The following is a 12914-nucleotide window of genomic DNA, read 5'->3' on the forward strand; positions in this document are numbered from 1 at the left end:
AAAAAAAGCCGGTCATGCATGATGCAGACCGGCTTTTTTGTTTCAGGCGTTAGGCCATTAGAACAGCTCGTGTTCCTGACCGTTGTCCATGATCGTTGTCCCCACCTCGTGCACGGCGTGCTCGGTTGGCTGGGTTCCTTCGATAAAGTACTCAGGACGGCTGGCACCGCCGCCATCAGACAGTTTGCCCGTCTGCTTGTCGATAGTGACGGTCACGATGCCCGGCGGAGGCGTCTGCTTCTGCACAGGTACGCCTTCCAGCACGGCTTTCATGTAGTCATCCCACGCTGGCTGAGCACTCTTCGCGCCGCCTTCCGCCCCGGAGATCTGGTCAGGAATCGCGCCAGAAGCCGTGGTGCGGCCTAGGTCGCGACGGTGATCGTCAAAACCAATCCACACTGAGGTTACAACATCCGGGCCATAGCCAGAGAACCAGGCATCTTTCGAGCTGTTGGTTGTACCGGTTTTACCGCCAATGTCGTTACGCTTCAGGTCACGACCCGCGCGCCAGCCGGTGCCCATCCAACCTGGTTCACCAAAGATATTGGTGTTCAGCGCATCGCTGATCAGGAAGGAGAGCGGGGTGCTGATCACGTGCGGCGCATACTGGTCTTCACCCGCAGGCTGTTGGCCTTCTGGGACTTGCTCTAGTTTTGGCATCGGCACGCTGTTGTTGTTATTGCCTTCGCTGGAAACCGCCACGTTTTCGACGTTGTCGTCAGATAGCACGGCTGATTTCTGCGTGTCGCCGTAAATCACCGGAATATTACAGGTGCGGCAGGCAATTTTTGGTTTCGCTTCAAACTGGACCTGACCTGACTCATCAACGATTTTGGTGATGAAGTAAGGGTCAACCAGATAACCGCCGTTGGTCAGAGCCGCATAGCCACGAACCACCTGCAACGGAGTGAAGGAAGCAGAACCCAGCGCCAGCGACTCGGAGTGAACGATGTTGGCCGCTGGGAACCCAAAGCGCAGCAGGTATTCCGCCGCGTAGTCTACGCCCATCGCACGCATCGCACGCACCATGACCACGTTCTTAGACTCACCCAGACCCTGACGCAGGCGGATCGGCCCAGCATAGGTTGGAGGGGAGTTCTTCGGACGCCAATCTTGACCGGCACCGGCATCCCAACGAGTGATAGGCATGTCGTTAAGAATGGTTGCCAGCGTCAGGCCCTTGTCCATCGCCGCGGTATACAGGAACGGCTTGATGTTCGAACCTAACTGGCGCAGAGCCTGCGTCGCACGGTTGAACTTGCTCTGGTTGAAATCAAAACCGCCGACCAGCGCTTCAACAGCACCGGTATTCGGGTTGAGGGAAACCAGCGCCGAGTTGACATCAGGAACCTGCGCCAACCACCAAACGTCACCGACTTTACGCACCCAAATCTGCTGGCCCGGCTGCACCACGTCAGAGACTTTCTTCGGCGTCGGGCCTTGGCTGTTGTCAGTACGGTAAGGACGCGCCCAGCGCATGCCGCTAAACGGCAGAGAAATCACCGCGCGGTTGGCCATGGTCGCCGTTGCCTGCTCGCCGTCAACCTGAGTCACCACGGCTGGGAACAGCGGGCCGTAGACTGGCAGGGTTTTCAGCGACTGAACGATTTTCTGCTCATCCCACGGCGTTTCACCCACTTTCCACAATTGGTTCGATGGGCCGCGATAGCCGTGGCGCATGTCATAGTTCAGCACGTTGGTGCGCACGGCCTCTTGCGCCGCCAACTGGGTTTTCTTGGTGATGGTGGTGTAGACCATGTAGCCGTCGTTATAGGCGTTGTCGCCATAACGTTTCACCATTTCCTGACGAACCATCTCGGTCAGGTAAGGGGCTGAAAACTCAATGTGCGGGGCGTGGTAATTGGCAACCAGTGGCTCAGCGCGAGCCTGATCGTACTGGGCCTGCGTGATGTATTTCTCATCCAGCATACGGGCCAGAACGGTATTACGACGGGCCAACGAGCGATCGTGAGAATAGAGCGGGTTGAAGGTTGATGGCGCTTTTGGCAGACCGGCAATCACGGCCATCTCGCTCAACGTCAGCTGATTCACCTCTTTGCCAAAATAGACCTGTGCCGCAGCGCCCACGCCGTAAGCGCGATAGCCCAGATAAATCTTGTTCAAATAAAGCTCAAGGATCTCATCCTTGTTCATCATTTGTTCAATGCGGATAGCCAGAAACGCTTCTTTGATTTTACGGGTCAAGGTGCGTTCAGGACTTAAGAAGAAGTTACGCGCCAGCTGCTGAGTAATGGTACTCGCACCTTGGGACGCATGGCCGGAGACCAGCGCCACGGAAGCCGCACGGAAAATACCGATAGGGTCAACGCCATGGTGCTCGTAGAAACGGCTGTCCTCCGTCGCAATAAAGGCATGCACCAGCTCCGGTGGGATCTGGTCGAGTTTCAGCGGGATACGACGTTTTTCACCGTACTGGGCGATCAAATCGCCGTCAGCACTATAAACCTGCATAGGTGTTTGCAAGCGCACGTCTTTAAGCGTGGCAACGTCAGGAAGCTGTGGCTCGATATATTTGTACAAGCCAAATATCGAGGCTGCTCCCAGCAAAATGCAACACACTGCAAGAATCAAAAAATACTTTACGAACTTCACCTGAGATTTCCCATTTAGTGGCAATTGGGCAGTTTATAAACAACCGCGCGGTAGTATAAAGGCAAGCCTACGACATGGATACGTTCTTTTATGAACTTGACGATATGGAGATCAGACGCAAATGCGATCACAAGCATGGCAGGTAGGCCTGGATATTCAAGCTGGTTTTGCCCGAGCGATCGCCGTCCAACGGCGACATTACGGTTGGCAACTGAGGCAGTGGTGGGAGCATCCTCTGCCCCCACTTTCTTTACGCGGGGGGATTTTACATGAGACCACGGCGCTTTCAGCTATTTTATCGAATTGGCGCAGCACCCTTCCTGTAAAAATTTCGTTGCGAATTTGCCTTCCTGCTCATCGGGTTATGCAGCACAGCCTCCCCCAGCCTGATGTCCGGCTGTCTGGCGCCGCACGCAGCGCTTTTATCTTTGCCAGTGGAGCAAAACACTTCCCGCTCAGCGTTGAGCAACTGGTGATGGACTACCGTGCCGCGCCGATGGACGCGCAAAACATCATTGTCACGGCGGCCCGCCGCGAAGAGCTGCAGCAGTGGCAGCGTTTTCTGGCTGCATCTCATCTCACGCCGGAAGTGGTGGAGCTGGCGCCCTGTGCTCTGCAATTGGCGGCAAGCGTCGCGGGGGAAAGCGCGGAAAAACTGCTGCTGCACCGGCTTGATGAAGGCTGGCTGTGGGCGTCGCCACACGGGCTGCCTTTCCAATTTGGCGTGTTTGACGCGCAGGAAGTCAAAGACATCAGCCAACTCGCTAGTCTGGCAAAAGAGCAGTACCGGGCCGCAAAACTCTGCGATGAACAGCTGCTGTTCAGCAGTCCGAGGGTTGAAGAGTTGCCGCAAGGCGTCGGCTCTTGGTCGCCTTTTCGCGCATTGACCCAGTTTTCCCCGCCGCTGCCCGCCAATCCTGCGGCATTCGCGCTGGCGATGGGCTTAGCCCTTAGAGCGAGGGATAACGGATGTTGCAGGTAAATTTACTGCCCTGGCGCGCCCAACAGAGGCAAAAGCAACAACGCTTTTGGCTCTTCCTCACGGTGCTGACCCTGATGTTGACTCTGCTGGTGGCGGCAGTGGGGTGGTGGCTTGTCCAGCGTGATCTGGCTGAGCAGAGGGTGGCGGCGCAACAGTTGAGTGAGTGGCAAAAACGTTTAGGCACCCAGCTTAAGAAGGTGGATGAGGCCCGGCTGCAATTACAGTCGCTACAGCTATCCGCCAGCCAGCGCCAGCAGCGCTACGAGAAGAGTGCCTCTTATCTGCAACTGCTCGGGCTATTGTCGCAGCATATTCCCGACGGCCTGTGGCTCACTCAGCTTAACGAGGGCGCGAGCGGCGTGCTCAGGCTACAAGGCGAGTCAAGGGTTTATCACAGCGTGATGGCTTTCTCTCAGGCATTGAGGGAGGATTTGCTACTCGCCGATGTCCGGCTGCTGGATATGCAGCGCCAGCCCAATCACAACCTGCAGTTCTTGATGCAGCTGCGCCTTGCGGTTCCGCAACGCGACTAAATAAAGGAGAAGGTGATGAACCACGCCTTACTCAGTGCCTTTGACCGCGCGCTGGACCAGCCGGTTTGGAATCGAATACTTATGCTGGCCCTGCTCAGCGGCGCGTGCGGCGCACTCCTCTACTTCTTGCTGTTGAGCTCCTCTTTGCAGCAACGCCAGGAAGGGCAACAGCAAAACGCTGACTTACAGCAGGCAATCTTACAGCAACAGACCAACTTGCTGACTCAGCCCGCGCTGGCGGTGCTTTTGCAGCAACAAAGGCCGCTTCTTGCCAGCCGCGAGTTTCAACCTATTACCCTGTTAAAGCAGATAACCGCGCCACTGCGCGAGTTGAAAAGCATCTTAGTTAAATGGCTGCCAGAGGAGAGTGGCGTTTCCCCCCCGCAAGATGAACCCGAAGCGGAGCGGGGCAGTTTGTCGGTGAAGGCCGGCTTTACTGACCTAATGAGGTTGATGAGTGAGCTGGCCGATGGTCCAAATTCGCCGAGCTTGGATCAGCTGAATCTGCGGGCAGGGGGCGGGCAACTGGATGTCAGGTTCTCTTTAACCGCAGAAAGTTTTAAACCCAAGGCGCTAACAGGGATGAAGAGCTGGGAGAACATCGTGCGCGATCCCTTCGCTGCCGCGACATCAGCCTCCTGCCCGGACCCGGTTCACAGCTTTAAGGGGGTGCTGCTGGCGGGGATTATCGGCAGCGGCGAGCAGCGCCAAGGATGGCTGATGTGGCCGGGCGCGGGTTGGCAAAAGGTTTCGCCCGGATGGCGCGACGGCGCGTCGGGCTGGCAGGTTGATGCTGTCACGCCGGGCAGCGTGCTGTTTGATTTCGACCATCCGCCCTGCGCCACACAACGATTTAAGCTTCAGTTAGGCAGCCAGTAAAGCTGCCGCTCATTCTATGCCAAGGAAAGGAATAATAATGAATCGAGTAAAAGGCGTTCTTGGAATGACATTCCTCTGTTTCGCGCTATTTAACAGTTTGTGGAGCCGGGCGAGCGCCGCTGCGCCCATTACGCTGGAATTTCAAAACGCACCGCTGACCGTCATCCTGCAAGCGTTGGCAGATCATCAGCAAATGAACCTGGTCACTGCGCCGGGTGTGCAGGGGAATTTAAGCGTCAGGCTGGCCGACGTCCCCTGGCAGCAGGCGCTGGATATTATTTTGCAGATGGGCAAGGTCAGCAGCCATCGGCAGGGAAACGTGTTGATGGTTACACCTACTCCCGATCCCGCGCTGCTGCGCCTCAAGAGGGAAGAAGAGAGCGAAAATGAGCTGCGCCAAAGGCCGCTCATCAGCATGACGCTGCCTCTTCATTATGCCGACGCGACGGAGACGGCGGCGAGCCTGAATGCGCAGAAAGGCTCGCTGCTCTCAGAAAGGGGGCGGGCATCGGCGGATATTCGCACCAACACGATTTTGATTCGCGACACCCAGCAAGCGCTGGACACCGTCGCACCCTGGGTCAGGGAGATGGATTTGCCTTTGCAGCAGGTGCAGCTGGCGGCGCACATTGTTACCATGAACAGCGAAAGCCTGCGCGAACTCGGGGTGCGCTGGGGGTTTAGCGGCGACGCTGCCGTCACCAAGTCGGTCAGGATGAATAGCTTCAATATGGGGCTGCCGGTGGATAATCCGGCCTTTACTGCGGGGTTCAATCTGGCGCACATCAGCGGCCGGATACTGGATTTGGAGCTGACCGCGCTGGAGCAGGAAAATCAGGTGGATATCATCGCCAGCCCGCGCCTGCTGACAGCCCACATGCAAACCGCCAGCATCAAGCAGGGAAGTGAGATCCCATACCAAGTCTCCAGCGGCGGCCGGGGGCGCACGTCTATTGAATTCAAAGAGGCCGTGTTGGGCATGGAGGTGACGCCCAAAATTCAGCGCAATGGCAATATCACCCTGGCCTTACACATCAGCCAAAATATGCCGGGCAAAACGGTGAAACAGGCCGAGGGCGAGGCGCTGGCCATTGATAAACAAGAGATAAAAACTCAAGTCACTGTTAAAGACGGCGAAACCGTGGTGCTGGGGGGCATTTTCCAACGACACAATCAGAGCGCGCAAAACAAAGTTCCTCTGCTTGGCGACATCCCTGTGGTGGGCTCTTTATTCAAACATCAGGCAAAAAACCAGAAACGACGCGAACTGGTGATTTTTATTACTCCCACCTTAATTAACAGCCAATAGGTACCCGTTGCTATAATAAAAACAGAGAAATAGTGCTGAGCTTATACAACTTTTTGCGTCCTGAAAGGCTTCTGAGTTTGACGCTGCCGTCGATTTAGCTTACAAGGGTTACCGAATTGAGCACCGTGATTTTTAATGACTGCTGACACGCCGATAAAAAACGTACGGTTTCCCTCCCGCGGCGCGCGATGCGATTTATTCGGTTGCCAAACTACCAAGAGTGTTGAGATAATTTTTGTCTGATCTCGCACTATCGCTCATGAGGTTTCAGTTTAGGTCCCGCCGCTAATTTGATTGGCGGGGCGGGTTATCATTAACGAATTGTCTTAGTAATACCGAAAAACATGGCAGAGAAACGCAATATCTTTCTGGTTGGGCCTATGGGTGCCGGCAAAAGCACTATTGGTCGACAGTTAGCTCAGCAACTCAATATGGAGTTTTTCGACTCCGATCACGAAATTGAGCGACGTACCGGGGCTGATGTAGGCTGGGTATTTGATTTAGAAGGCGAAGACGGATTCCGCGACCGCGAAGAAAAAGTGATCAACGAACTCACAGAAAAACAAGGCATCGTTCTGGCGACCGGTGGGGGTTCTGTTAAATCACGCGAAACCCGCAACCGTTTATCAGCGCGTGGCGTTGTCGTCTATCTTGAAACTACCATCGAAAAACAATTGGCGCGTACACAACGCGACAAAAAACGTCCATTGTTACAGGTGAGTTCACCTCCACGCGAAGTGCTTGAAGCACTGGCGAAAGAACGTAACCCACTGTACGAAGAAATTGCGGATGTGACTATCCGTACTGATGATCAAAGCGCCAAGGTCGTTGCTAACCAAATCATTAACATGTTGGAAAGCAATTAATTTTTGGCATTCTGTTATTGCCTGAAGGTGTAAGTTAAGAAGGTCACTGAGCGCGAAATGGAGAGGATTACCGTAACCTTAGGGGAGCGTAGCTACCCAATTACGATTGCTGCCGGATTGTTCCACGATCCGGCTTCTTTTATGCCTGTAAAGGCAGGTGATCAGGTCATGCTGGTGACAAACCAGACTCTGGCACCTCTCTATCTGGACTCTGTTCGTTCAGTGCTGGAGCAGGCAGGCGTTCGTGTTGATCAGGTGATACTGCCTGATGGTGAACAATACAAATCCCTGTCTGTTCTTAATGATGTTTTCTCAGCCCTGCTGGAAAAACCTCATGGTCGCGATACCACGCTTATTGCCCTTGGTGGCGGCGTGGTGGGCGACTTGACCGGCTTTGCTGCCGCCAGTTATCAGCGTGGGGTACGCTTTATACAGGTGCCTACCACGTTGCTATCTCAGGTCGATTCTTCCGTTGGTGGCAAAACTGCCGTCAACCATCCGCTGGGCAAAAACATGATCGGCGCGTTCTATCAACCCGCTTCGGTTGTGGTCGATCTCGACTGCCTGCGCACCCTGCCTGCCCGTGAGATGTCCTCCGGTCTGGCTGAGGTCATAAAATACGGCATTATTCTTGATGCCGACTTCTTCGATTGGCTTGAAGACAATATGGATGCCCTGTTAGCGCTGGATATGAACGCGCTGGCTTACTGTATCCGTCGTTGCTGCGAGATCAAAGCTGACGTGGTTGCCGCCGACGAGCGCGAAAGTGGTATGCGCGCTTTGCTCAATCTTGGCCATACTTACGGGCATGCGATTGAAGCTGAAATGGGTTACGGCAACTGGTTGCACGGTGAAGCCGTCGCGGCTGGCATGGTCATGGCGTGTTATACCGCGCATCGTTTAGGCCAATTTACTCTGGCTGACATTGCCCGAGTGAAAAATCTGCTCGTGCGTGCCGGACTGCCGGTTACCGGTCCTCAGGAAATGCCTGCTGAAGCCTATTTGCCGCACATGATGCGCGACAAGAAAGTCTTGGCAGGTGAGCTGCGTCTGGTATTGCCGAAAGCGATTGGTCAGTCTGAAGTTCGCTCCGGTGTGTCTCATGAAATGGTGCTGGCATCGATTGAGGATTGTCGGTAACGCCTCTGCCTGTGTGCTGCGTGTCACAGGCTTGCGCCTACCCTTTACCCCTTTGCCAGCAAAGCGTTATATTTATCAGTCAGGATAGTTGCTCCGCATAAGGTCGCATTTGCTGGCCTTTAGCCGGGTTGGAGGTTTTAGATGGATGATTTAACACCGGAAGACGATCTCAAGCCAGACACTAGCGATCGCCGCCCAACGCGCTCACGCAAACCGCCTTCTTCTGGACCTAAACTTGCCGTATCACGCCAACATGTGATGATTGGTGTCGGCATTCTGGTACTGCTGTTACTGATTGTCGGTATTGGTTCTGCCCTCAAAGCCCCAACCAAGCATGAAGCTTCGCAAGTCAATAATGGACCGAAAGACATCAACTTGTCGGGTTCAGGCAATGACGCAGCGGCGCCGACTCAGCCTACTGAGCAAGCTCAACAAAATGCAGCCGCCGCGAGCGGCGACGCACAGCCGAAAAGTATCGGCCTGCCTCCTATTTCCTCTACGCCAACTGAAGCTCAGCCTCAGCCCGATAACGGCCAGGCCAAAGAGCGTGTTGATTTGCCGGGAGATATGTCTGACGCGCTCTCTTCTCAGCAAGGTCAGGTTAACTCTGCCGCGCAGGATGGCATAAATGCCGGAGCACAGTCGCTGACTTCACTGCCGACCGCGCCAGCCACCGTTGACGGTGCTGCTAAAGGCACTGCGCCAGTTGCGCCGCGTAACACGCAGCAGCAGACTACGCACAAAGCCGCGCAGCCGAAAGCCACGCACACTGCCCCAGCGCACGCCAATAAGCCTGCGGCTACCAAGCCAGCAGCGACAGCGTCTCATCCGGCGAAAGAAACGACTAAGCCAGTTGCTACGGCGAGTGCACCAACGACGGGCAGCGGCGGAGCGATTAAATCCGCACCGGGCAGCCACTTCACGTTGCAGCTGAGTGGGGCTTCTCAGTCGAACTCCCTGAACGCCTTCGCTAAACAGCAGGGCCTGAAAAACTATCTGGTTTATCAGACTTCGCGTGATGGTAAGCCTTGGTATGTTCTGGTGAGCGGCAACTATGCTTCTTCTGCAGAAGCTAAGAGCGCAATTTCTCGTTTGCCAGCTGAAGTTCAAGCCAAAAAACCGTGGGTTAAGCCTGTACATCAAGTACAGCAAGACCTGAAAAAATGAATCTGATCTCAACGCGATTTGCTGTCTAAAAACAGGGTACAATCCGCGGCTGTGAATTGTATAAGTAGCTAACTGACGGCATGAAGAAAAACCGCGCTTTTTTGAAATGGGCTGGTGGCAAATACCCGCTGGTCGATGACATCAAACGTCATCTTCCAGCAGGTGATTGTTTAATAGAGCCTTTTGTTGGTGCGGGGTCGGTGTTTCTTAACACCGACTATAAATCGTACATTCTGGCTGACATCAACAGCGACCTGATCAACCTCTACAACATTGTTAAATCGCGCACCGCAGAATTCGTGCGCGATGCTCGCGTGCTGTTCTCTCCTGAATTCAACCAATCAGAACGTTTCTACGCCTTGAGAGAAGAATTCAACCTGACGAGTGATATCTACCGCCGCTCGGTGTTGTTCCTGTATCTCAACCGCCATTGTTACAACGGGCTGTGTCGCTATAATCTTAGCGGTGCGTTCAATGTGCCTTTTGGTCGTTATAAGAAGCCCTATTTCCCGGAAGCGGAACTCTACTGGTTTGCCGAAAAAGCACAGAATGCACAGTTTGTTTGCGAGCATTACCAGCAAACTCTGCTGAAGGCGGTTTCCGGATCGGTGGTGTATTGTGACCCTCCGTATGCGCCGTTATCGGCCACGGCTAATTTTACGGCTTACCATACCAACAGTTTCAGCATGGCAGATCAGCAGAATCTGGCCCGTCTGGCGCATCAGTTATCTTCAGAGCGCGACGTGCCGGTGTTGATCTCCAACCATGAAACGCCACTCACGTTGGAGTGGTACGCTGGCGCGAAGCTGCATCGGGTTTCTGCCCGCCGGACTATCAGCAGCAATGTATCGCAACGCAGTAAAGTGAATGAGCTGTTAGCGCTTTATCGCTGATCTTTCTCGTTGATTTAAAACCGATTATTTCTGTAAACCTATAAGTAGTTTGGAGAAGCGGATGAAAAAGTTTTTAATTGCCCCGTCTATTCTTTCGGCTGACTTTGCGCGTTTGGGCGAAGACACTGTGAAAGCACTGGAAGCTGGCGGTGACGTCGTTCACTTTGACGTCATGGATAACCACTACGTGCCTAACCTGACCATCGGACCTTTGGTCTGCCAGTCGCTGCATAATTACCTACAGAAATCCGGCATCAACGCGCCAATTGATGTTCACCTGATGGTTAAGCCGGTTGATCGCCTGATCCCTGACTTTGCCGCAGCCGGTGCCACTTATATCTCTTTCCATCCGGAAGCGTCAAAGCACGTCGACCGCACTATCCAGCTGATCAAAGAGCACGGCTGTAAAGCCGGTCTGGTGTTCAACCCTGCGACCTCTCTGAGCTACCTCGATTATGTGATGGACAAACTCGACGTGATCCTGCTGATGTCCGTCAACCCAGGCTTCGGCGGCCAGTCGTTTATTCCGGGCACCCTCGACAAACTGCGCCAGGTGCGCAAACTGATCGACGACAGCGGCTATGACATCCGTTTGGAAATTGACGGTGGCGTGAAAGCTGAAAACATTGGTGAGATTGCCGCAGCGGGCGCTGACATGTTTGTCGCCGGTTCTGCCATCTTCAACCAGCCTGACTACCGCACGGTGATTGACCATATGCGCAGCGAACTGGCGAAGGTTTCCCATGACTGATTCTCTGCCCGCAGGCGTTATGACACTTAAAGGCGCTGCTTTTGATCTCGACGGCACCTTGGTAGACAGCGCGCCGGGACTGGCAGATGCGGTAGATATGGCCCTGAAAGATATGGGTTTACCGGCTGCTGGCGTTGAGCGTATCAGCACCTGGATTGGCAACGGCGCTGATGTCATGGTTGAACGCGCCGTGCGCTGGGCCGAGGGAGATATGTCTCCTGCGGCTTTGCAGCGTGTGCGGGATAAATTCGACCACTACTACGCCGACACCGCCGCCGACGGCAGTCGCCTCTATCCACAGGTCAAAGAGACGCTGGCCGCCTTGCACGCGCAGGGCCTGCCGCTGGGTCTTATCACCAACAAGCCGACGCCGTTTGTCGCGCCACTGCTGGCATCGCTGGGCATAGAAAGCTATTTTTCTGTGGTGATCGGCGGTGATGATGTTGTACAAAAGAAACCGCACCCCGCGCCGATTTACCTGATGCTCGCGCAGCTTGGTTTACGTGCCAGCGAACTGGTTTTTGTCGGGGATTCGCGTAATGATATTCAGGCGGCACAGGCCGCCGGTTGCCGCTGCGTTGGTTTGACGTACGGCTATAACTACGGTGAAAGCATCGCGCTGAGCAAGCCCGACAGCGTGTTGGACCATTTCGCCGACCTCTTGCCCACTTTTGGGCTGTTATCTTAAAAGATCAGGAAGCATAAAAATGAGTAAACCCATCGTATTTAGTGGTGCACAGCCCTCAGGTGAACTGACCATTGGCAACTACATGGGTGCGCTGCGTCAGTGGGTTAAGTTGCAGGACGATTACGAGTGCATCTACTGCATCGTCGACTTGCATGCGATCACCGTGCGTCAAGACCCTGCGCAGCTGCGCAAGGCGACGCTCGACACGTTAGCGCTGTACTTGGCCTGCGGCATTGACCCGCAAAAAAGTACCATTTTTGTGCAATCCCACGTTCCTGAGCACACGCAGCTGAGTTGGGCACTGAACGGCTACACCTACTTCGGTGAGCTGGGCCGTATGACCCAGTTTAAAGACAAATCAACGCGTTATGAAAATAGCGGTATCAGCGTTGGTCTGTTTAACTACCCAGTATTGATGGCTGCCGATATCCTGCTGTACCAGACCAATCAGGTGCCAGTAGGTGAAGACCAGAAGCAGCATTTGGAACTGAGCCGCGATATCGCCAACCGTTTCAATGCGCTGTACGGCGACGTGTTCACTATTCCAGAGCCATTCATTCCTAAGTCCGGCGCGCGCGTGATGTCTCTGCAAGAGCCGACCAAGAAGATGTCCAAGTCTGACGATAACCGTAACAACGTTATCGGCCTGCTGGAAGATCCGAAAGCAGTGGCGAAAAAAATCAAACGCGCAATGACTGACTCCGAAGAGCCGCCTGTCGTGCGTTATGACTTAGTCAACAAGCCGGGTGTCTCTAACCTGCTGGATATCTTGTCTGGCGTGACCGGCAAAAGCATCCCTGAGCTGGAAGCTGAGTTCGACGGCCAGATGTATGGTCATCTGAAAGGCGCAGTAGCGGATGCTGTCTCAGGCATGCTGACCGAGCTGCAAGAGCGTTATCACCGTTTCCGCAATGACGAAGCCTTGTTGCAGCAGATCATGCGTGATGGTGCAGAGAAAGCTCGCGTGCGCGCAACTGCAACTCTGGCTAAAGTTTACGAATCCATCGGTCTGGTTGCCGCGCCTTAAGCTTGAAGCTCGAGCAATAAAAAACCACGCCTTGGCGTGGTTTTTTTATGTCAGTCAATCAGCCGC

Annotated in this window: 11 protein-coding genes and 1 pseudogene; 11 read left to right on the forward strand and 1 reads right to left on the reverse strand. The window is 54.4% G+C overall.

Going from position 1 to position 12914, the window contains the following annotated elements; all coding sequences use genetic code 11:
- Positions 1-57 precede the first annotated feature (57 nt).
- Positions 58-2613: a peptidoglycan glycosyltransferase/peptidoglycan DD-transpeptidase MrcA gene (mrcA, locus tag ACT3RT_RS15765; RefSeq protein ID WP_485903045.1), complete on the reverse strand. Its 2556-nt coding sequence runs from the start codon at positions 2611-2613 to the stop codon at positions 58-60.
- 121 nt (positions 2614-2734) lie between these two features.
- Here mrcA and pilM point away from each other — a divergent pair, with 121 nt between their 5' ends.
- The 11 genes and pseudogenes from pilM (at position 2735) to trpS (ending at position 12848) form a co-directional block, all read left to right on the forward strand.
- A complete protein-coding gene (gene pilM, locus ACT3RT_RS15770; protein ID WP_353503599.1) occupies positions 2735-3595 on the forward strand; it encodes a pilus assembly protein PilM in 861 nt (286 codons plus the stop codon).
- The gene (locus ACT3RT_RS15775; protein ID WP_496203298.1) at positions 3583-4128 is read left to right on the forward strand and encodes a PilN domain-containing protein; all 546 of its coding nucleotides are present in this window, start codon (positions 3583-3585) and stop codon (positions 4126-4128) included. The genes pilM and ACT3RT_RS15775 overlap by 13 nt, the downstream gene beginning before the upstream one ends.
- A gap of 15 nt (positions 4129-4143) precedes the next feature.
- Positions 4144-5007 carry a hypothetical protein gene (locus ACT3RT_RS15780; protein ID WP_496203299.1) on the forward strand — a complete coding sequence of 288 codons (864 nt, stop codon included), beginning with the start codon at positions 4144-4146 and terminating at the stop codon, positions 5005-5007.
- A gap of 37 nt (positions 5008-5044) precedes the next feature.
- Positions 5045-6316 (forward strand): DNA uptake porin HofQ, encoded by a 1272-nt coding sequence (gene hofQ / locus ACT3RT_RS15785; protein ID WP_496203300.1) that lies wholly within the window; start codon positions 5045-5047, stop codon positions 6314-6316.
- A gap of 344 nt (positions 6317-6660) precedes the next feature.
- Positions 6661-7182, forward strand: a complete 522-nt coding sequence (gene aroK / locus ACT3RT_RS15790; protein WP_034793822.1) for a shikimate kinase AroK — start codon at positions 6661-6663, stop codon at positions 7180-7182.
- Between the two features lie 57 nt (positions 7183-7239).
- Positions 7240-8322: a 3-dehydroquinate synthase gene (gene aroB / locus ACT3RT_RS15795; RefSeq protein ID WP_034793819.1), complete on the forward strand. Its 1083-nt coding sequence runs from the start codon at positions 7240-7242 to the stop codon at positions 8320-8322.
- A 141-nt stretch (positions 8323-8463) separates the two neighbouring features.
- Entirely contained in the window at positions 8464-9489 is a 1026-nt protein-coding gene (locus ACT3RT_RS15800) for an SPOR domain-containing protein (protein ID WP_485903049.1), read from the forward strand.
- An 80-nt stretch (positions 9490-9569) separates the two neighbouring features.
- Positions 9570-10382 carry an adenine-specific DNA-methyltransferase gene (gene dam / locus ACT3RT_RS15805; RefSeq protein WP_353503596.1) on the forward strand — a complete coding sequence of 271 codons (813 nt, stop codon included), beginning with the start codon at positions 9570-9572 and terminating at the stop codon, positions 10380-10382.
- 61 nt (positions 10383-10443) lie between these two features.
- The gene (rpe, locus tag ACT3RT_RS15810; RefSeq protein ID WP_496203301.1) at positions 10444-11133 is read left to right on the forward strand and encodes a ribulose-phosphate 3-epimerase; all 690 of its coding nucleotides are present in this window, start codon (positions 10444-10446) and stop codon (positions 11131-11133) included.
- Positions 11126-11838, forward strand: a pseudogene (locus tag ACT3RT_RS15815) (phosphoglycolate phosphatase). Before rpe ends, ACT3RT_RS15815 begins: the two are co-directional and overlap by 8 nt.
- 2 nt (positions 11839-11840) lie before the next feature.
- Entirely contained in the window at positions 11841-12848 is a 1008-nt protein-coding gene (trpS, locus tag ACT3RT_RS15820; protein ID WP_185689073.1) for a tryptophan--tRNA ligase, read from the forward strand.
- Positions 12849-12914: the final 66 nt, after the last annotated feature.

It is taken from the genome of Ewingella sp. AOP9-I1-14 (assembly GCF_052375995.1).
In the GTDB taxonomy this organism is placed as follows: Bacteria; Pseudomonadota; Gammaproteobacteria; order Enterobacterales; family Enterobacteriaceae; genus Ewingella; species Ewingella allii.

Coding starts and splice junctions, on each gene's coding strand:
- pilM (WP_353503599.1), top strand. CDS start 2,735: ATGCGATCACAAGCATGGCAGGTAGGCCTGGATATTCAAGCTGGTTTT.
- ACT3RT_RS15775 (WP_496203298.1), top strand. CDS start 3,583: ATGTTGCAGGTAAATTTACTGCCCTGGCGCGCCCAACAGAGGCAAAAG.
- ACT3RT_RS15780 (WP_496203299.1), top strand. CDS start 4,144: ATGAACCACGCCTTACTCAGTGCCTTTGACCGCGCGCTGGACCAGCCG.
- hofQ (WP_496203300.1), top strand. CDS start 5,045: ATGAATCGAGTAAAAGGCGTTCTTGGAATGACATTCCTCTGTTTCGCG.
- aroK (WP_034793822.1), top strand. CDS start 6,661: ATGGCAGAGAAACGCAATATCTTTCTGGTTGGGCCTATGGGTGCCGGC.
- aroB (WP_034793819.1), top strand. CDS start 7,240: ATGGAGAGGATTACCGTAACCTTAGGGGAGCGTAGCTACCCAATTACG.
- ACT3RT_RS15800 (WP_485903049.1), top strand. CDS start 8,464: ATGGATGATTTAACACCGGAAGACGATCTCAAGCCAGACACTAGCGAT.
- dam (WP_353503596.1), top strand. CDS start 9,570: ATGAAGAAAAACCGCGCTTTTTTGAAATGGGCTGGTGGCAAATACCCG.
- rpe (WP_496203301.1), top strand. CDS start 10,444: ATGAAAAAGTTTTTAATTGCCCCGTCTATTCTTTCGGCTGACTTTGCG.
- trpS (WP_185689073.1), top strand. CDS start 11,841: ATGAGTAAACCCATCGTATTTAGTGGTGCACAGCCCTCAGGTGAACTG.